Raw genomic sequence first — 20233 nt, forward strand, 5'->3', positions numbered from 1 at the left:
TGCCCACCATTCAGTCGTCGTCGGGATAGATGGTGGGCACGGCGCTAACGCGCCTTTGCCCACCCTACACGCCCGAACTCAAGCCGCCAGATCGACCTTCGTCGCCACCGTCGAATCCGCATTGAGCCGGTAGATCACCGGCACGCCGGTTGCGAGTTCGCGTTTCAAAATCTGCTCGGGCGTGAGCTTCTCCAGCACCATGATCAGCGCGCGCAGCGAATTGCCGTGGGCGGCGATCAGCGTGCGCTGTCCGCGCAGCACGCCGGGCAAAATCTCCTGCACGTAATACGGCAGCGCGCGCGCCAGCGTGTCCTTCAGGCTTTCGCCACCGGGCGGCGGCACGTCGTAGGAGCGGCGCCAGACCAGCACCTGGTCCTCGCCCCATTTCTTGCGGGCGTCATCCTTGTTGAGCCCGGAGAGGTCGCCGTAATCGCGTTCGTTGAGCGCGAGGTCCTTCGTCGTCGGCAGTCCGGTCTGCCCGATCTCGGCGAGCATCAGTTTCAGCGTATGCTGGGCGCGCGTCAGGTCCGAGGTAAAGGCAACGTCGAACGTCAACCCTTGCGCCTTCAGTTTGCGGCCGGCCTCCTTGGCCTCAGTAATGCCCTGTTCGGTGAGGTCAGGGTCCTTCCAGCCGGTGAACAGGTTTTTCAGATTCCATTCGCTCTGCCCGTGACGCACGAGCACAAGAAGACGTTCGCTCATTGGGTGGATTTTCCGTTGTTCGATTTCTAGAAGTCGGCAAGCCCGAGCACGTCGGTCATCGTATAGAAGCCCGGCTTCCTGCCGTGCGCCCACAGCGCGGCTTTCACCGCACCTTGCGCGAACATCGTCCGGTCTTCCGCACGATGGGTCAGTTCGATGCGCTCCATGGAGCCGGCGAAGATCACGCTGTGATCGCCAACGACGGTACCGCCGCGCAACGCGGCAAAGCCGATATCGCCCGGCCGGCGCGCGCCGGTATGTCCGTCGCGGCCTCGTGCGGAACGCGCGTGCAGGTCGACGCCGCGGCCGGCGGCAGCGGCCTCGCCGAGCAGGAAGGCGGTGCCCGACGGTGCGTCGATCTTGGCCTTGTGGTGCATTTCGACGATTTCGATGTCGAAGCTTTCGTCCAGCGACTGCGCGACGCGCTTGACCAGCGCAGCGAGCAGATTGATGCCGAGGCTCATATTGCCTGACTGCACCACCACCGCGCGCTCGGTAACACTCTTGATCACGGCCATGTCTGATGCCGACAGGCCCGTGGTTCCGACGATGTGCACGAGCCCGCGCTGGGCGGCAATCGCAACATTGGCAATGGTCGCCGCAGGGACGGTGAAATCCAGAATGCCATCGGCATGGGCCGACAGCGTCCACAGGTCGGCCGAGAGTTTGACGCCGTTCTCCGGCAGGCCGGCGAGCACGCCGGCATCCTTGCCCAAAAGTTCCGAGCCCGGCGCTTCCAGCGCGCCGGTCAACACCGCGCCCGGCGTCTCCGAAATGACGCGCACCAGCGCGCGGCCCATCCGGCCGCCGGCCCCCGCAACGATCAATCGCATATCGGCCATGGTTTCACCTCTTTACGCCCTATAGCGGGACGAGGCCGTTCCGGCAACCAATCAGGCGGCCATCTGAGGCTTCCGAGCGGCCATGCGGACCGGGCCCCGGACGAGCGAGGGGGCAAGCAGGACAGCGATCCTGTCCCGGACATTTCGATCCGACGATGATCCTATTGTCGGCGCCCTGCCCGCCGGATCGAACGAGATGCCCCGGAGACCGGCCGCCCCTCGCTGCTAGAGGGTGAGTTCCATGTCTTTCTTCAGGACGACCCGGCCGTCGCGCTCGACAATATACGTGGCCTTGTAGGTGCCACGATCCCAGCCGGTCGCCGGACGCTTTCTGCCGGTAAACAGCATGAACTGCGCCTTGTTCGTCTGAAGTTGTGGGCCTCGATTTTCGGCGATGACGTTCCCGAGCGGGTCCTTGATCGCAAGTTGTTGTGCGTCGCCCGTCTTCAGGCCGATAACACGAATAAATGCGACAATCGCCGCTGCGCCGGCGGACGGCACTTCCTTGTCCGCGCTTCCATCCTCGATGGATTCCATTGTCACCGGGCCGCTCGCGAAGCCGGCGTTTAGAACGGCTCGCTCCTGATAGGCGAGTTGCGCGTGAAGCGCGGGGTGCCATAGCGGTTCGCCACTACCGCATGAGCCGGCGGCAGCGCCATAGGCGAAAGGATCGACGACCGCCCCATTGTGCCTGACCGTGAAATGCAGATGAGGATATTCGGTCAGTCCTGAAAGACCTACGCGGCCAAGCGGCTGCCCGCCCTTGACCACGTCGCCGGGCTTCACCGCCAAGCTGCCGCTGGCCATATGGCAATACTGGGTTTCCCAGTGCTCCGCATGTTCGATCACAACGCCATTGCCGCATTCAACATCGCGAACGGCTTCGCGCGCCGATTTGCCAAAGGCGCCGTCCGGCGCATCGCCTCGTGTGCGAAGAACACGGCCACTCGCGGAAGCGAGCACTTCCACGCCTGCTCTTTGCGACGCCAGTGACGGCAAGCGAAAGTCAGTCCCGTTATGGCCGTCATACGTCAGGGTGCCGCACTTGAAGTCTCGCGCTGACGCTGACGGATCGGCATCAATATAATTCTGGATGTAGCAGGTGCGGCCAGGTTCGCAGGCGATTGGCATCCCCAATTGAATGCTCTGGGCGATCACCTCGGAAGAAAGGCCAGAGGAAAGGCCAAGTGTCGCCGCCAAGGCAAAAGTCCGAGAAAAAGCCGCTCGGCGCATAGATTCCCGAGCCATCGTAAGTGGCTTGAGCATCAGTCCAGCGGCCGCCTGCCGGCCGTGCAAAGGTCAACCTCACTGTCGCCGTTCAACCGGCAATCCGAGGACGCTGCGCCGACGGCCTTGTCGCGTGTCCCGGCGCCGAACGGCGATTGCGTGAGATGATAGAGCAGAAAGAACTCTGCCTGCCGATTGATCCCCAGTTTAAGCATGATGCGCTTGGTGTAGGTTCTGACAGTTGCCTCGGTCAACCGCAGGTCGGCACCGATGTCCCGTGGACTTTGGAACTGAAGAATCCGGGCAATGATCCGCTCTTCGGCCCAGTTCAGGCCGAAGGCCGAGGCAATACGGTGCGCCCCCAGCACTTCATCGAATTGCGGCACGATGACCAACGCTTTTTGCGCGTCGCAATGCGTTGGTGCGGCGCCGATCTTGGCGAAGGCAAACTGCTGGCGTTCCGTCGAGAGAGGCACCGTTGTGTTCAGCCAGACCTGACCGGGCCGCGGGGCCAACGCCTCCCGGATTGCCTCCTTCAAATTCTCGGTTACCAGTCCGCTGGACCCTGCGAGCCTGCCGCCATCCACCCTGATAAGGTCGCCCTTTGCCAGCAGCGCCCGTCCACCCTGATTGACCTCATGAACATGCAGGTCTTCGTCAACAACGAGGGCGGGAAAAGCCAGCTTTTCCAGCCATGTTTCTGCGTCTGGATGCCGATCCGGTGACCGCTGAGCAAGGGAATGCGCGGTTTCCCAAACCGTGCGCACCGCGCGCGCGAGACAGGGGATTTCGGCCCGAGCGAGCGCGGTCTGCCGCCATCCCGCGACAAACACTATGGTTGACCTGTCGCGAGAGGAAAACCTCCCTATGACGGAATGACTATTTGTTCCTGGCTCGGAGCCGATCAACTTCCGCACAAAAGCGGTGCGCGCGTTGACGGGTTCGAGAAGAGAGCAATCGGCGCCAGCGCCCTTGCGGGCAATTCGCGCGACGGTCGTGGAGCATGACGGATCGATTGTGGCGTGTCCGATCCGGAACTCTTCAATCTCCGACCCGCCCGCGCACGACATGACCGCGACGTAGCAACTCTTGCAATCGAAAAGCTCGGCAACAGCCTTGCCAAAGTATTCCATCGCACTTTGGTTTCGACCTTGCTCCGCAGCCTGTCCTATATACGGCTCGTCGGCGTCCTGAAAAGGCTCGCCGCGCTCAGCGTGATTGACGCGAAATCGACTCTGCCTGAAAGGTAATGCTTTGCTGCTCTCATGCATGGGCGCCTCCCGCAATACTGGTGCAGCCGGACTCATGCCGGCGGCCTAGTGCTCCCTAAACGCGCGGTCGATGCGTAGTTCCATCGGCTGCAGCAGATACTGCGCGAAAGTTCGTTCTCCCGTTTCAACAAATATTTCAACGGGCATTCCGGGCAGTAATGACGAAAGATACGAGGATGTCGGCGCGTTGATATCGAGTTCCACTTCCGCCATGTAAGAGGTAACGCCACTCTTGGCGTCGGTCAGCGCGTCTGCCGCCACGGCCACGACTTTTCCAGCGAGCATGGGCCGACGACGAATATTCAGCGCGTGAACACGCACGCGCGCGGTCTGTCCGGCATGAACTTCTTCCCGATCCATTGGCTTCAATGACGCTTCGATGACAAGTCGATCTTCCGTCGGAACTATTTCCAGGAGGGTTTCGCGGGGTGCAAGCACGGCGCTGAGATCCCTGCTGTTGAGGCCGACGATCTTCCCGCTCTCTGGGGCGCGCAATTCAGACCGGCCAAGCTGATCGCGCAACGCGGCAATTCGATGTCGAAGATCGCCAATGGCCTCGCTCGTCGCATGCTGCTGCTTGGCGGTTTCCTGATTCTGATTGAAGCCGAGCTGCCGACGCCTGTCCTCCAGCTCCGCCATTTTGCCTCTCATCTCCGCCACCGATGCCGAGTTGCGGGCAATCTGTCCGCTGGCCTCCGCTTCGGCTCGTTTCAAGGCCAGCACGCGTGGCTTTCGGGCGAGGCCCTTTGCCAGAAGGTAGCTCGTATCAGCTATCTCTTCTTGCAATAACTTGAGTTGTTGCTCGACACCTTTGGTGTTGCTTTCGAGGCCTCGGATCGAGTCCGTCAATTGCAGCATCTGCTGATCGATCATCTTACGCTCGTTCTCGATCGCGGCCAGCCGTGCTGCAAACTCGGCCTCCTGTGTCTGCATGGCAATTCGAGCCGACGCATGACTCACGTTCTGCTTCAGTTCGTCGGGGAACAAGATCGATTCGGCGCGGGTCTGTTCCGCCGCCAGCCGCGCCTCCATCGCGAGAGCCGCAAAATATTTAGTCTCGAGCGAGCCGAGGGTTGCTTCGATCTGCGTGGTGTCGAGCCGCGCGATGAGCTGGCCGGTCTCGACCTGATCGTTTTCCCTGATGTGAATTGACTTTATTATCCCTCCCTCGAGATGCTGGACTGCCTTGCGCTTCGAATGAACCTTTATGACGCCTGGCGCCACAACGGCGCCGCGAAGCGGAACCGTCGTGGCCCACACGCCGAAGCCGCAAAATTGCAGAATGAGCAGCACACATCCCCATCCGATGATCCGCCCTATATCGGATCGCGGTCGTTCCTTGCGGGAAACGACGGCTGGATAATCCGGCCCCTGAGTCATCGAGGAGTTCCCCTCACGGTCAGTTTCTGAGGTTCCGCTTGACGCCGGATTACGTGCGGCTTCGACACGGATGAAGTGACAGGCAGGCGAAGAACTTCAGCAGGCGGCCCGAAGGCGAGCTGCGCGCCATCCCTCAAGAGGAGCACTGCATCGGCGATGGTCAATAGTCGGGGCCGGTGGGTGACAATCACCAGCGTCGCGCCGCGCGCTTTCGCCAGCTCAATGGCGGAGCACAGTGCTTTCTCGCCGTCCGGGTCGAGATTGGAATTCGGCTCATCCAGCAGGATCAATTTGCGATTGCCAAAGAACGCGCGGGCAAGACCAATACGCTGGCGCTGACCACCAGAAAGCTTGTTACCGTCGCGTCCTATCTCGGTCTGGTAGCCGGCCGGCAGAGACAGGATCATCTCATGCGCCTGCGCGAGCGTGGCCGCGGCCACGATGTCCTCGTCCCGCGCTTGGTCGTCAAACCCGGCGATGGCTTCGGCCACGGTGCCGCCCAGCAGCTGCACTTCCTGAGGAAGATAGCCAACAAACTGCCCAAGCTGCTCGGGGTCCCAGTCATGCAGGGCTGCGCTGTCCAGCCGGATCGTGCCGCCGCTCGGTCGTTCCAGCCCAGCCATCAGACGCAGCAAGGTCGATTTTCCAGCGCCAGTCGGGCCGATGACGACAACAATCTCGGAAGGCTGGCACTCAAACGTGACGCCGGCGAGGATCGGACGCTGCGCCGTGGCCATCCGATAGGTCACCCGCTTCACTTCGATCCTCCCGGAGGGCGACGGCAGCAGCGTACGCCTCTCTCGAACAAGCATCGGGGCTGCGGCTGCCTGAACCTGCTTCCAGGCCTCGTGCGCGGATGCAAGAGCGCGCCATGCCGAGATCAGGCCCTCCATCGGTTGCAGTGTGCGGGCGATCAGGATCGAGCTCGCAATCAGACTGCCCGCCAGCACTTCGTTCTGAAGCACGAGCCAGGCACCTGCGGCGATTGCGGCAACCTGCAATATCGTTCTGACCATGCGCGCCACCGCGCCGATGGCATAGACCCGCTCGCTGGCTCGAACCACAGGCGACAAGGCCTGGTCGTTGAGGTCCATGAATTCGCGAATCGCACCTCTGGTCCAGCCCATCGCGCGCACCAGGGCGGAATGCCGGACAATTCCGTCAAGAGTAGCCTGGGTTTTCTGTGCGGCCTGGTACGCCTGTGCGATTTCGGCGCGGGCAATCCAGCGGCTCGCGATGCCCATGGCGAGCAGGATTGCCGTTCCGATCAGCGCGATCACGCCGTACCAGGGATGCAGAAAGAAGAGGATGAGAATGAATGCTGGAAGAAAGGGAGCGTCGAGCAGCGCTACAACCGTTGTGCTGGACAGGAACGTCCTCAACTCGCGCACCCTGGCAAGATCGTGCGTCCTGCCGTCGCCGCGGTTGGTGGCATCAACGATCGTGCTTTCGAGCACAATGGGAGCGAGATGCCGCTCGAATCTGACGGCGAAGCGACTGAGCAGCCGACTGCGCAGGGTGTCGAACGCCGCGCCGAAGACAAGGGCGGTTGCAGCGATGATAGTAAGGCCGACAAGCGTTTCGACGCTGCCGCTGCTGATCACTCGATCGAACACTTCAATGGAATAGAGGGGCAGGACCAGAAGCAGCACGTTGATGGACACGCTAAAGGCGGCGATCCACGCCAACGCGGATCGTCCCGGAATCAATCCAAGCAGCGACCTTTGAGCAGACGCTGAGGTTTCACAACGATTACGCGAATACATGAGTGGCCGGCACTATCACTAACTGAGTATTGCAGAAGGCCGGAGCGGGGCGGCCCGGCAGCCGCCCCGCTGAATTGGATGTTAGACGACCTCGATAGCCGCATAACCTGCGGCAGTGTTGATGTCGTCGATCGACGCGAATTCCGTTCCGGCGCCACCCGTAACGCCGTCGAGCGTGATGGTGCCGAAGCCGAAGTCGAGCGTCGTGTTGGCGCCGTCGTCGACCACCACGATGGTGGTCGGATCGAACGCCGGATCGGCATCGACGTTGACTTCATCGCCGTCAGCAAAGCTCAGGTCGGTGACTTCATCGTCGCCGAAGTTGGTGGCAGTGTTGTCGCCGAAATTGTGCGTGTCGGTGCCTGCACCGCCTGTCTGCATATCGTCGCCGAGACCGCCGTTAAGTACGTCGGCACCGTTGCCGCCGTCCAACTCATCGTCGCCCGCGTTACCGTTCAGGACGTCGTTGCCTGCGTCGCCGGCGAGGGTATCGTCTCCGTCCCCGCCATTGAGCAAATCGACACCGGCACCGCCCGCCAGCGTATCATCTCCGGCATCGCCTTCCAGCAGATCGTCGCCTGCGCCACCGCTAAGTTCGTCCGCACCGGCGCCGCCGGACATCGCGTCGTTGCCGTCACCACCGTCCATGGTGTCATCGCCGGCGTTGCCGAACATGATGTCGTCACCGACGCCGCCGTTCAGGATGTCGTCATCTGCGCCGCCATTGAGCGTGTCGTTGCCGGCTTCCCCGTTCAGCGTGTCGTTGCCGACACCGCCGTTCAGGATATCGTCATCCGCGCCGCCGTTGAGCGTGTCGTTGCCGAGACCGCCATTCAGCGTGTCGATTCCTGCATCGCCGTTCAGGGTATCATCGCCAACGTTGCCGTTGAGCGTGTCATCGCCGTCGCCGCCGTTCAATGTGTCATCGCCGGCATTCCCATTCAGCGTATCATTGCCGGCTTCACCAGAGAGGGTATCGACGCCCGCGCCGCCGTTTATGGTATCATCACCAGCTCCGCCGAGGATGGTGTCGTCACCGGCGTCACCATCGAGCACATCGTTATCGGCTCCGCCGTCGATACTGTCGTCGCCCGCGTTACCGTGGATCGTGTCGACGCCGGCGTTCCCTGACAGCAAATCATCTCCCGCGCCGCCGTTGATTTCGTCGTCGCCATCGCCGCCGGCGATCGTATCGATGCCGGCATTGCCGTTCAGGATGTCGTTGTCGGCGCCGCCATCGATATCGTCGTCACCTGCGCCGCCATTGACAAGGTCGGCACCAGCCAGACCGGTTATGGTGTCATCGCCTTGCAGACCGTTGATCTCGTCGGGATCTGGCGTGCCAACTAATACATCATTGCCTGCTGTTCCATCGATAAGTGCCATGAACCTACTCCTTTACGCATAGCCGTCCGCCAGGCGGGTCGGCTTGCGGCCCGTCATGCACGTCGGATTTGTGTTTGTACTTGACCCGATCCCGTCACGATCGATGTGGGCTCCACGATCGATGTTGGGGTACGATGGAAGCAACCTTGGATTAAGGCTATGCGGCATCGCAATCCCCATTTGGGGACAAAAGAAATGCGCGTTAGCAAACACATGGCCCGCAGGCCACGCGTTCACTGCGGAAATTGACGTCAGCTATTTGCTTTTTTCGATTAGCGCCAACTGGCAAGCACCGCCGGAAACATTCGCACATATTTCTTGATGCGATGAGATCTCCGTATGTCGGCTACCCGACAGCGAGGCTTCAACCAGCGCTCATGGCTGCGGGCTGTCATAGCCTTCGATGACGATGAGATCGGCGATTGAGTGCGGCTGGCGCACCTTGATGTTGGCCTGGTATTCCGGCGAATTGTAGCAGGCCAGCGCGGCCTCGTAGCTGTCGAATTCGATCACGACGTTGCGCGAGCGGCTTTGACCCTCTACCGCGGTGAACTTGCCGCCGCGCACGATGAAGCGGCCGCCGAATTTTTGGAAGATGGCCGGATTGGCCGCCATGTAGGGCTTGTAGCCCTCCTCATTGCTGACATCGACGCGACCGATCCAGTATCCCTTCGCCATCTCACTCTCCCGTTTCTTGATTCACTGGTTTGACTATGCCAACGCCTGCTTGATCTCCGCCTGAATGGCATCCGCCGCCGCCTTCGGGTCGGCGGCTTCGGTCACCGGCCGCCCGACCACCAGATAGTCCGCGCCGGCTGCGATCGCCCGCGCCGGCGTCATGATGCGCTTCTGGTCGCCGGTCGCGGTTCCCGCCGGGCGGATGCCTGGTGTAACCAGGTTCATCTGGTGGCCGACGATCTTGCGTAAGCTGGCCGCCTCCTCCGGCGAGCTGACGAGGCCGTCGACGCCGAGCACCTTCGCTTGCTGCGCGCGCGCTTCGACCAGGTCGGAGACGTTGAGCCGATAGCCCGCGGCATGCAGGTCGCCGTCGTCATACGAGGTCAGCACGGTGACGGCGAGAATTTTCAAGCCCGATCCGACGCGCGCCTCGACCGCCGCCTTCATGGTCTGCGGATAGGCGTGCACGGTGAGGAAAGTCGCGCCGAGTTTTGCCACGCTCTCGACGCCGCGCGCCACCGTGTTGCCGATGTCGTGCAGCTTGAGATCGAGAAAGACTTTCTTGCCTGATTTCGCCAATTGCTGCGCCAGCGGCAATCCGCCGGCATAGCCGAGTTGATAGCCGATCTTGTAAAAACTCACGCTGTCGCCGAGCCGCGCAATCATCGCTTCCGCCTCGGTCACCCCGGGCAAATCGAGCGCGACGATCAAGCGGTCTTTCGGCGCGATAACGGCTGGCTGCATGTCACCTCACATCATGCGTTGGGAAATGTCGATCAACTGCCGCACCAGCGCTTTCAGCGCATCGCTGTCGGCGGCATTCTTCAGGCGTTCCATCTCGTCATAAGCATCGTCGGCAAACGGCAGCGCGAGCTGGTTCGGGATCACCTGGGCATGGCAGGCCGACAGGATCAGCCGCAGCGCGGCCAGCGCACGGGCGCCGCCGAGCCGCCCGCCGGAGGCAGACGCGATCGCAAACACCCGCTCGCGAAACACCTGCCCGCGGGTCTCGTGCACGTCCTGCACCCGGCTCACCCAGTCGATGGTATTTTTCAGCAGCGCCGGCACCGAGGAATTGTACTCCGGCGTCACGATCAGCACGCCATGGTGAGCCGCCATCATCCGCTTCAGATTGACCGCGTGCTTCGGTACGCCCGATTTGGCCTGCAGGTCGCCGTCATAGATCGGCAGCGGAAAGTCTGACAGCGAGATGCGGGTGATTTCGGCGCCCTCCCGCGCCAGCGCATGCGCGGCAACGGCGGCCAGCTTCGCATTGAGCGAGCCTGATCGGAGCGATCCCGGGATCACGAGGATTTTCAGTGCGGACATATTTGAATTCGTATTCGGGGCAACCCTGCCAACGCGAATACGTAGCAGGTATCAGCCCTTGCGATAAACCCAGACCCGCGCGGGCGGAAGGTTCATCCAGATCCGCTCGGAGGCTTCTGTGGACACGCCCGGCAGCGATTTCGGGATCGGCGGCGCGACCGAATAGGTGAACTGCACGAACGGAGCGCCGGGCGCGAGCGCCATGAAGGCGTCGCGGATCAGTTTCAGGCGCGTCAGCATCGGTTTGGTCACGAGCGGCAGGCCGGAAACCACGGCGGAGGCCGGCGCATCCAGCACCTCGTCCAGCGAGGCGCGCAACGCATAGGCGTCGCCCTGCACCACCTTGGCCTGCGGATAACGGTCGCGCAGCAGCGCGCAGAAGCCGGGATTGTATTCGACCAGCACCAGCCGCTTCTGGTCGACGCCATGTTCGATCAGCGCATTGGTGATCGCGCCGGTGCCAGGGCCCAGTTCGATCACCGGTCCTTTGGACTCGACGTCGACATATTGCGCCATGGTCCGGGCGAGCAGCTTGCTCGACGGCATCACCGCGCCCATGTGCAGCGGCTTTTCGATCCATGAACGAAGGAAGCGAACCTCATCGTCGAGACGGAGAGGCTTCTTCAACGCACGCACGGACGATTGCAAAGGCATGTCGCTACCAGGCGGGACCCGCTAACGAGCGGGAATGTCAGAAAACGGTCATAAACACGTATAGGTCGACGGCGATATGGTCAAGCCAAACGGTAACGTGTCAGCCGCGCCAAAGTGCCCACGATCCCGCGATAAGACCCTGTGCAAGCTGAATGAATCATGACTGCGGTGCGAGAACTGCGCTTCGCGCAGCCGCGCGTGCGCGCAGGCTCAGGAGCCCGCGCGGTTGCCGAAGAAGTCCTTGACCTTGGTGAAGAAGCCCGCCGCTTCCGGCTGGGTGGCGCCGGACGACAATTTTTCGAACTCCGCGAGCAGTTCCTGCTGCTTCTTGGTCAGATTCTGCGGCGTTTCGACCATGACCTGGACATACATGTCGCCGGTCTGGCGCGAGCGGAGCACCGGCATGCCCTTTGATGCAATGCGGAAGCGGCGGCCGGATTGCGTCCCGGCCGGCACTTTCACCCTGGTCTTGCCCTTGTCGATGGTCGGGACCTCGAATTCGCCGCCGAGCGCAGCTGCGACCATCGAGATCGGAACCCGGCAATGCAGATCGGCGCCGTCGCGCTGGAAGAATTCGTGGGTGGCCAGCGACAGGAAAATATAGAGATCGCCGGGCGGCCCGCCGCGGACGCCGGCCTCGCCTTCGCCGGCCAGACGGATGCGGGTGCCGTCCTCGACGCCCTGGGGGATGTTGACCGACAGCGTGCGGTCGCGCGTCACGCGTCCCGAGCCAGAGCAATTCGGGCAGGCGTCCTCGATCATCTGGCCGCGGCCCTGACAGCCCGGGCAGGTCCGCTCCAGTGTGAAGAAGCCCTGCGCCTGGCGCACGCGGCCGGCGCCGCCGCACATCGAACAGGTCTTCGGCTTGGTGCCGGCCTTGGCACCGGTGCCCGAGCAGGATTCGCAGGTGACCGAGACCGGAATCTCGATCTGCGCGGTCTTGCCGAAGTAGGCTTCCTCCAGCGTGATTTCCATGTTGTAGCGCAGGTCGGCGCCGCGCTCGCGTCCACCGCTGCGCCGCTGCCCGGCCATACCGAACAGGTCTTCGAAAATATCGGAGAATGACGAGGCGAAGCCGGCGCCGAAACCGGGGCCGCCGCCGCCCATGCCCTGCTCGAACGCGGCATGGCCGTAGCGGTCATAGGCGGCGCGCTTGTCGCCGTCCTTGAGGACTTCGTAGGCTTCGTTGATTTCCTTGAACTTCACCTCGCTGGTGGCGTCGCCCGGATTCTTGTCCGGATGCCATTTCATCGCGAGCTTGCGGAACGCCGCCTTGAGCTTCGACTCGTCCGCGTTCCGATCGACTTCCAGGGTTTCGTAATAGCAGCGCTTGGTGGACATCAGTCAGACCCGCCCGAACTTCACGCCGAAGGCACACCCAAAGATGCCGCCTTCAGCTTAAAGAAAAATGACCCCCACCCATCGAACGCCAGCCGCGCGCTCTTTTGGATGAGGGTCATGATCGAAAGCCCGCTTATGCCGACTTCTTGTTGTTCTTGTCGTCGTCGACCTCGGTGAACTCCGCGTCGACCACGTCATCCTTGGCCGCATCCTTCTTGGCGTCGGCTTCGGCCTGCTGCTTGTACATGGCCTCGCCGAGCTTCATCGAAGTCTGCGCCAGCGTGTTGGTCTTGGCCTTGATCGCCTCGGCGTCGTCGCCCTTCAGCGCTTCCTTCAAATCGCTGACGGCGTCCTCGATGGCGCGGCGCTCGCTTTCCTCGACCTTCGAACCGTGCTCGGCCAGCGCCTTCTCGGTGGAGTGCACCAGCGCATCGGCATGGTTCTTGGCGTCGACCGCCTCGCGGCGCTTCTTGTCCTCGGCCGCATTGGCCTCGGCGTCCTTGACCATCTTCTGGATGTCGGCTTCCGACAGGCCACCGGACGCCTGGATCCGGATCTGCTGCTCCTTGCCGGTCGCCTTGTCCCTGGCCGATACGTTGACGATGCCGTTGGCGTCGATGTCGAACGTCACCTCGATCTGCGGCATGCCGCGCGGCGACGGCGGAATGCCCATCAGGTCGAACTGCCCGAGCACCTTGTTGTCGGCCGCCATTTCGCGCTCGCCCTGGAAGACGCGGATGGTGACGGCGTTCTGGTTATCCTCGGCGGTCGAGAACACCTGGCTCTTCTTGGTCGGGATCGTGGTGTTGCGGTCAATGATGCGGGTGAACACGCCGCCCAGCGTCTCGATGCCGAGCGAAAGCGGGGTAACGTCGAGCAGCAGCACGTCCTTGACGTCGCCCTGCAGCACGCCGGCCTGGATCGCCGCACCGATGGCGACGACTTCATCCGGGTTGACGCCCTTGTGCGGCTCCTTGCCGAACAACTGCTTCACGACTTCCTGCACTTTGGGCATGCGGGTCATGCCGCCGACCAGCACCACTTCGCCGATTTCGGCCGCCGTGAGGCCCGCATCCTTCAGCGCCTTGCGGCAGGGCTCGATGGTCTTCTGGACGAGATCATCGACCAGGGCCTCGAACTTGGCGCGCGTCAGCTTCATCGTCAGATGCTTCGGCCCGGTCTGGTCGGCCGTGATGAAGGGCAGGTTGATTTCGGTCTGCGTGGTCGAGGACAATTCGATCTTGGCCTTTTCCGCGGCCTCTTTCAGGCGCTGCAAGGCAAGCTTGTCGTTGCGCAGGTTGATGCCCTGCTCCTTCTGGAACTCGTCGGCGAGATAGCTGACGAGGCGCATGTCGAAGTCTTCACCGCCGAGGAAGGTATCGCCGTTGGTGGACTTCACCTCGAACACGCCGTCGCCGATTTCCAGAATCGAGACGTCGAAGGTGCCGCCGCCGAGGTCGTAGACCGCGATAGTGCCGGATTTCGATTTGTCGAGACCGTAGGCGAGCGCAGCCGCCGTCGGCTCGTTGATGATGCGCAGCACTTCGAGGCCGGCGATCTTGCCGGCGTCCTTGGTGGCCTGACGCTGCGCGTCGTTGAAATAGGCTGGAACGGTGATGACCGCCTGCTCGACCTTCTGGCCGAGATGGGCTTCCGCGGTCTCTTTCATCTTCTGCAGGATGAAGGCGGAGACCTGCGAGGGCGAATAGGTCTTGCCGTCGGCCTCCACCCAGGCGTCGCCGTTCGATGCCTTGACGATCTTGTACGGGACGAGCTTCTTGTCCTTCTCGACCATCGGGTCGTCGTAGCGGCGGCCGATCAGGCGCTTCACTGCGAAGAACGTTCGCTCGGGATTGGTCACCGCCTGACGCTTGGCGGGCTGGCCGACGAGGCGCTCGCCGTCATCGGTGACGGCAACGATCGAAGGCGTCGTGCGCATGCCTTCCGCGTTCTCGATGACTTTTGCAGTCTTGCCATCCATTACGGCGACGCACGAATTCGTGGTGCCGAGATCGATCCCAATGACCTTTCCCATGGTCCTCATATCCTTCTTGTTGCGGCAGGTTGGCTGGGCCCTGGACGGCGCACCTAACCGAACCCCCCAACGATCAATTACTCGCGATATTGCGACGGTGAGCCTCATATAGGAGGGGGGGTCGACCCTGCAAGGACCGAACGCAAGCTTAGGGCCTGAAAAGGCTGATGTTTGAAAGATTGTGTCAGCCCGGGGCGGGGCGGGCCGGCGCCTCAGGAGGTGTTAAGAAATCGGCAAGGCCGCTCGACCAAGGCCGCTTCGCTGCGCGCACTACTGACGCGGTGCGCAGCGAAGCGGCATCTTCCCGCCCGCGGGGGCCCGGCCGACCGCGTCAGGGGACGCGGTATTTGGCCGCTGGAAGCGCCTCAAAAAGAGCTCGGATACCGGGCAAAATCCTGCAAAAAGGCCGACATATCGGAATGTAACGATGGAACGGACCCCTACCCTGCCCTGTTGCAGGGACATCAAAACCGCTAGAAGCGGGCCGACTGGAACGACCCCTGTCGTGACCGCAAGACTCCAAAATTCCACTAGAGATTCCTAGCTGCATCGTCGGCCCCACTGAACGGCCCCATGCAAACCCGGTAGATCCTCCATGAAGCTACTTCGATATTTCGCTGCGATTGCCCTGACCGTTGCCGCCAACTCTACCGTATTCTCTTCCGCGTTCGCCGCCGACCCGGTCTTCCCGCCGGGCGCCAGGGTGGGCATGACGCCACTGGTCGGCCTCAACAAGGCGAGAGCGTTCATCGGCTTCGAGACCGAGGACCACGGCGTCAAGGTGCTGGTCACGGACCTTCCCGCCGAGGCCTATGGCGAGGTCGCCAATGCCTTCAAGGCCAACCCGGGCGGCGCCGGCGGCATCAAGCCGGAGAGCATCGAGACTGCGGCGGGGCTCGCCTACTACACCGTCGAAAACGGTAAGGAAAACGCCAAGGACGGCGCCGGCAATGTGCGCCGCTATTCGATGATCCTGCCCGGCCCTACCTTCTCCGGCTATGTCGCCGTGCAGGTGCCGGAGAACGCCTCCAAGATCTATACCGACGACGCCATCCGCCAGATGTTTGCTTCCGCCGTGATCCGCAACGAGGTTCCGGTCGAGGAGCAGCTCGGAATGATGCCGTTCAAGATGAGCGAGCTCTCGAGCTTCAAGAACATCCGCACGCTGGCGCCGGGCGCAGCTCTCATTCTCTCCGACGGCGACGAAAAGACCGGCTTCGAAGTCGCGCCCTTCATGATCATCGGCCTGATCGGCTCGACGGCGGCGTCCCCCGATGATCGCGGCCGCTTCGCCCAGCAGATTGCGACCACCATTCCAGGCGTGCGCGACGGCAGGATCACGATGTCGGAGCCGGTCCGCATCGATGGCCAGCCCGGCTACGAGACGCGGATCGACGCCACCAGCGGCAAGGATAATACGCCTGTTACCATCGTGCAGTGGGTGCGGTTCGGCTCCCAGAGCTCGATGCGCATCATCGGCTCTTCGCCGCGCAACGACTGGACCAAGGCCTTTCCGCGCTTCCGCGCGGTGCGCGACGGAATCCATCCGCGAACCTGATCCGGAAATTTGCAAGCGCGCCGAAACTTCGGGCTTTCGTTTGTACACACATGGAACTAGCCTTCTCCCCGGTCGGGTTCATAACCGGGGAGACGCACCATGTTTACTCGCAGGCTGGTTCTGACAGGTCTCGGCGCGACGTCGGTCGCTGCCCTCGTTCCATCGGCGCTTTGGGCGGCGCCGATCAAGCCCGACGAAGCATCCGCGCTGCTCGTCATCGACGTGCAAAACTGCTTCCTGCCGGGCGGCAGCCTCGCGGTCAAAGACGGCGAGCAGGTCGTGCCCATCATCAACCGCATCGCCAAGGGTTTTGCCAATGTGGTGATGACGCAGGACTGGCACACCGCGGGCCACGTCTCGTTCGCCTCCACCCATTCCGGCAAGAAGCCGTTCGAAACCGTTAATCTCCCCTACGGCAAGCAGGTGCTGTGGCCCGATCATTGCGTGCAGGGCACCGAGGGGGCGTCGCTGTCGAAGGACCTCGCGATCCCGCATGCCGGGCTCGTCATCCGCAAGGGTTTCAACAAGAACGTCGACAGCTATTCGGCCTTCACCGAGGCTGACGGCAAGACCACGACGGGGCTCGCCGCTTACCTGAAGGCGCGCAGGGTGAAGCGGGTGTTCCTCGCCGGCCTCGCCACCGACTTCTGCGTGGCATGGAGCGCGCTCGACGCGCGCAAGGCGGGTTTTGAAACCTATGTAATCGAAGACGCCTGCCGCGGCATCGACACCCAGGGCTCGCTCGCAAAGGCCTGGGCCGACATGACCAAGGCCGGCGTCAAGCGCATCAAGTCGGACGATATCGCGGCTTAGCCGCATCACCTCGCGGAGATCGGGAATGTCCGATCTGGCGGCTCCCTTCGCGTTCGAACTGGCCCGTCGGGCGCCGTCACAGCGCACGGCGGGCCTGATCTCGGCCATGACCGGTTACCGTGAAACGGCGCGTGGCCGGTTTTTCCAGCGCGAAGCCGCGGGGCTGGTGGTCCCGCTCATCATCAGCTTCGGCACGCCCTTCCTGATCGCGCTCGACCGCGAGCCCAACGCCGCCGACCGGCAGCCGAGCTTTGCCGCCGGGCTTCATGCCGGCCCGGTCTTTATCGAATCCGATGGCGGCGCCGACTGCGTGCAGGTGGATTTCACACCGCTCGGCGCCTATCGCTTTTTTGGCGGCACTGTCGTCGATCTGGCCGCGCGCATGGTCGACATGGGCGACGTGCTGGGCCGCGAAGGCCGGGCGCTGCACGAACGGCTCGGGGCCGTATCCGGTTGGCAGAGCCGCTTTGATCTGGTCGAGGATTTCGTGGCGGGTCGCGCCAACCATTTGCCCTCACCCGAGATCGAGTTCGCCTATCGCCGGCTGGCGCGCAGCGCGGGTGGCGTGCGGATCACCGCACTCGCCAAGGAGATCGGCTGGAGCCGCAGACATCTGGTCGACCGCTTTCGCTCCGAACTCGGTCTCGCGCCGAAGCCAATCGCGCGCATGATGCGCTTCCATCACGCCTGCCGGCTCGCGCGGGGTGGAGGCTGCAGCGGCTGGGCCGGGATTGCGGCTGAAAGCGGCTACGCCGACCAGGCGCATCTCGCCCGCGAATTTTCAACGCTTGCCGGCGAAACCCCGACAGCCTGGGCCCGGCGGCTGGCGCTGATCGACGGCCGCCTGCTGCGCCCGCTGGACGGGCTCGACGCCTGACGGTTCCGGTAACAAATCTTCAAGCCAGCGCTGTCGCGCTTCGCGCATATTGGCGCAGCCGAAGCAAGCAAGGAGATTTTTCGTGACCGAGCCAAGCAAGATCGAAGCGCCGCGCATCTATCCGACGATGCGCTGTCGCGATGCCGAAGCCATGATCCGCTGGCTGAAGGATGTAATCGGCTTCACCGAGTACGTCGTCTACCGAAAGGACGGCGCGGTCCAACATGCCGAGCTTGCCTACGGCTCCTCGCTGCTGATGCTCGGCCAAAGCCGCGATGACGAATACGGCAAACTTGTCGGTGATATCGGCGGTCGCCGCACCGACGCGCTCTACATCGCCGTCGACGATCCCGACGCCCTGCACGCCAGGGTCAAGGCATCAGGCGCCAGCGTCGAAATGGAATTGCACGACACCGACTATGGCAGCCGGGACTTCGCCTGCCGGGACCCGGAAGGCAATCTCTGGAGTTTTGGCACCTACTGGCCGAAAACCAGTGAGAAACCGCTGTAGGCTCGGGGCCGGCTCAGTTCGTGACGTCGGCCGCCGGCGCGGCCTTGGCGCCGCCCTTGGATACGGCGACCAGCGCCGGGCGCAGCACGCGCTCGCCGATCATGAAGCCGGCCTGCACGACCTGGACCACGGTCCCGGACGGGACGGACGGGTCAGGCACTTCGTACATCGCCTGCTGGAAGTTGGGGTCGAACTTCTCGCCCGACGGATCGAACTTCTTGACGCCGTTCTTCTCCAGCGTGTTGAGCAGCGAACGCTCGGTCAGCTCGACGCCCTCGATGAAGGCCTTGATGCCGGGATCGGCGGTTTCCCTGGCCTCGGGCGGGATCGCGTCGAGCGCGCGCTGCAGATTGTCGGCAATATCGAGAATGTCGCGCGCAAAGCCGGTGATGCCGTACATCTTGGAATCGGCCACCTCGCGCCGCGTGCGCTGGCGCAGGTTTTCCATTTCCGCCAGCGTGCGCAGCATCTTGTCGCGCGCCTCGGCCAGTTCCTTGGTCAGTGCCTCATTCGATCCCTCCTCGGGATCGTCGGGCATGATGTAGGGTTTTGAGACCACGGGCTCGCCGGTCTGGGCCTGCTTCAGCTCGTCGTCACTCGGCCGGTTCGGATCGGTCATAAGACTGCCTTCTCAAAAAACGCATCTGGTTCGATGGGGATTTGCTAGGCCGGATATCGTGCTTTAGGGGCCGAAAATCAAGCACAACCCGCCGGGATAGAGGCCCTATTCGGGCGGATTAGCCACCCAACATCCGGCTGACGATCCGGGCGGCGTAGTCCACGGTCGGAATCACCCTTGCATAGTTCAGCCGCGTCGGCCCGATCACGCCGAGAACGCCGACGATGCGGCCCGCGGCATCGCCATAGGGGGCGATGATGGTGGAGGAACCGGACAGCGAGAACAGCTTGTTCTCCGATCCGATGAAAATCCTGACGCCTTCGGCGCGCTCGGCCCGGCCCAACAGATCGATCACGCCGCGCTTGGTTTCGAGATCGTCGAACAGCGACTTGACGCGTTCGAGATCCTCCAGCGCGTGCAGGTCTTCCAGCAAATTGGCATGGCCGCGCACGATCAATTGCCGGTCGTCGTTGTCGCCGCCGGACCAGCTTGCGATGCCGGCCGCGATCACCTTCTGCGTCAATTGGTCGAGTTCGGCGCGGCTCTGCGTCAGCGCGGTTTCGAGCTCGAGCCGCGCTTCGGCGAGCGTGCGGCCGCGAATCCGCGCATTGAGGAAATTGGTCGCCTCCGTCAGCGCCGAGGAGGGAACGCCGGGCGGCAGCGTCAGCACGCGGTTTTCGACCTGGCCGTCTTCGCCGACCAGCACCACCAGCGCACGCTCCGGCTCGAGCCGGACGAACTCGATGTGTTTTAGCCGCGAATTGGATTTGGCGGTCAGCACCACGGCCGCGGCCCGCGTCAGGCCGGACAACCGCGTCAACGCTTCACCCAGCGCCGCCTCGACCGATTGCGCGCGCCCGACGGACGCAAGCTGGCTCTGGATCGATTCCCGCTCGGGTTCGGTGAGGTCACCGACCTGCATCAGCGCGTCGACGAAGAAGCGCAGGCCGAGTTCGGTCGGCAGCCGCCCTGCCGAGGTATGCGGCGCATAGATTAGCCCGAGCGCTTCGAGGTCCGACATGACGTTGCGGACGGAAGCCGGCGACAGCGGCACCGCGATCAGGCGAGAAATGTTGCGCGAGCCGACGGGATCGCCGGTGGCGAGATAACTCTCGACGATTTGACGAAAAATGTCGCGCGAACGCTCGTTGAGCTGGGCAAGCCCGGCATGCGGTGCGATCAGGCCAATCGGATCGTGGTGGGCCACGGCGTAACTCCTTGGACCCCTAATTTGTCGCTCCAGC

The 20233-nt window shown here is 62.9% G+C and carries 19 protein-coding genes; 4 read left to right on the top strand and 15 right to left on the bottom strand.

The window, feature by feature from the left end:
• Positions 1–78: 78 nt before the first annotated feature.
• The 13 genes from V1294_RS03280 to dnaK form a co-directional block, all read right to left on the bottom strand.
• Positions 79–702, bottom strand: coding sequence for a 2,3-bisphosphoglycerate-dependent phosphoglycerate mutase (locus V1294_RS03280; RefSeq protein WP_334487583.1), 624 nt, complete (start codon positions 700–702; stop codon positions 79–81).
• A 26-nt stretch (positions 703–728) separates the two neighbouring features.
• On the bottom strand, positions 729–1544 hold the full coding sequence (gene dapB, locus V1294_RS03285) for a 4-hydroxy-tetrahydrodipicolinate reductase (RefSeq protein WP_334495124.1): 816 nt from the start codon (positions 1542–1544) through the stop codon (positions 729–731).
• A 225-nt stretch (positions 1545–1769) separates the two neighbouring features.
• A complete protein-coding gene (locus tag V1294_RS03290) occupies positions 1770–2744 on the bottom strand; it encodes a M23 family metallopeptidase (protein ID WP_334495126.1) in 975 nt (324 codons plus the stop codon).
• A 65-nt stretch (positions 2745–2809) separates the two neighbouring features.
• Positions 2810–4042, bottom strand: coding sequence for a helix-turn-helix transcriptional regulator (locus V1294_RS03295; RefSeq protein WP_334495128.1), 1233 nt, complete (start codon positions 4040–4042; stop codon positions 2810–2812).
• Between the two features lie 45 nt (positions 4043–4087).
• The gene (locus V1294_RS03300) at positions 4088–5335 is read right to left on the bottom strand and encodes an HlyD family type I secretion periplasmic adaptor subunit (protein ID WP_334495130.1); all 1248 of its coding nucleotides are present in this window, start codon (positions 5333–5335) and stop codon (positions 4088–4090) included.
• Between the two features lie 83 nt (positions 5336–5418).
• Complete coding sequence (locus V1294_RS03305; RefSeq protein ID WP_334495132.1) at positions 5419–7110, bottom strand: type I secretion system permease/ATPase; 1692 nt, start codon at positions 7108–7110, stop codon at positions 5419–5421.
• 159 nt (positions 7111–7269) lie between these two features.
• Positions 7270–8574, bottom strand: coding sequence for a calcium-binding protein (locus tag V1294_RS03310; RefSeq protein WP_334495134.1), 1305 nt, complete (start codon positions 8572–8574; stop codon positions 7270–7272).
• A 375-nt stretch (positions 8575–8949) separates the two neighbouring features.
• Entirely contained in the window at positions 8950–9252 is a 303-nt protein-coding gene (locus V1294_RS03315; protein ID WP_334487601.1) for a DUF1330 domain-containing protein, read from the bottom strand.
• 33 nt (positions 9253–9285) lie between these two features.
• Positions 9286–9996, bottom strand: a complete 711-nt coding sequence (gene pyrF / locus V1294_RS03320; protein ID WP_334487604.1) for an orotidine-5'-phosphate decarboxylase — start codon at positions 9994–9996, stop codon at positions 9286–9288.
• Positions 9997–10002: 6 nt separating this feature from the next.
• Positions 10003–10581: an NADPH-dependent FMN reductase gene (locus V1294_RS03325; RefSeq protein ID WP_334495135.1), complete on the bottom strand. Its 579-nt coding sequence runs from the start codon at positions 10579–10581 to the stop codon at positions 10003–10005.
• A gap of 51 nt (positions 10582–10632) precedes the next feature.
• Complete coding sequence (locus V1294_RS03330) at positions 10633–11235, bottom strand: class I SAM-dependent methyltransferase (protein WP_334495137.1); 603 nt, start codon at positions 11233–11235, stop codon at positions 10633–10635.
• Positions 11236–11445: 210 nt separating this feature from the next.
• Positions 11446–12576, bottom strand: a complete 1131-nt coding sequence (gene dnaJ, locus V1294_RS03335; RefSeq protein WP_334487614.1) for a molecular chaperone DnaJ — start codon at positions 12574–12576, stop codon at positions 11446–11448.
• 133 nt (positions 12577–12709) lie between these two features.
• Entirely contained in the window at positions 12710–14611 is a 1902-nt protein-coding gene (dnaK, locus tag V1294_RS03340) for a molecular chaperone DnaK (RefSeq protein WP_108520022.1), read from the bottom strand.
• A gap of 595 nt (positions 14612–15206) precedes the next feature.
• Between dnaK and V1294_RS03345 the strand changes: the two genes are divergently transcribed.
• The 4 genes from V1294_RS03345 (at position 15207) to V1294_RS03360 (ending at position 18370) form a co-directional block, all read left to right on the top strand.
• The gene (locus V1294_RS03345; protein WP_334487619.1) at positions 15207–16169 is read left to right on the top strand and encodes a hypothetical protein; all 963 of its coding nucleotides are present in this window, start codon (positions 15207–15209) and stop codon (positions 16167–16169) included.
• 99 nt (positions 16170–16268) lie between these two features.
• Positions 16269–16982, top strand: a complete 714-nt coding sequence (gene pncA / locus V1294_RS03350; RefSeq protein WP_334487621.1) for a bifunctional nicotinamidase/pyrazinamidase — start codon at positions 16269–16271, stop codon at positions 16980–16982.
• A 25-nt stretch (positions 16983–17007) separates the two neighbouring features.
• Positions 17008–17859 (top strand): helix-turn-helix domain-containing protein, encoded by an 852-nt coding sequence (locus V1294_RS03355; RefSeq protein WP_334495139.1) that lies wholly within the window; start codon positions 17008–17010, stop codon positions 17857–17859.
• Positions 17860–17941: 82 nt separating this feature from the next.
• The gene (locus V1294_RS03360) at positions 17942–18370 is read left to right on the top strand and encodes a VOC family protein (RefSeq protein ID WP_334495141.1); all 429 of its coding nucleotides are present in this window, start codon (positions 17942–17944) and stop codon (positions 18368–18370) included.
• A gap of 13 nt (positions 18371–18383) precedes the next feature.
• On the opposite strand, the gene grpE is transcribed toward V1294_RS03360, so the two are convergent.
• Complete coding sequence (grpE, locus tag V1294_RS03365; protein ID WP_334495143.1) at positions 18384–18989, bottom strand: nucleotide exchange factor GrpE; 606 nt, start codon at positions 18987–18989, stop codon at positions 18384–18386.
• A 118-nt stretch (positions 18990–19107) separates the two neighbouring features.
• A complete protein-coding gene (hrcA, locus tag V1294_RS03370; RefSeq protein ID WP_334487625.1) occupies positions 19108–20196 on the bottom strand; it encodes a heat-inducible transcriptional repressor HrcA in 1089 nt (362 codons plus the stop codon).
• Positions 20197–20233: the final 37 nt, after the last annotated feature.

This window comes from Bradyrhizobium sp. AZCC 1678 (assembly GCF_036924765.1).
Taxonomy (GTDB): Bacteria; Pseudomonadota; Alphaproteobacteria; order Rhizobiales; family Xanthobacteraceae; genus Bradyrhizobium; species Bradyrhizobium algeriense.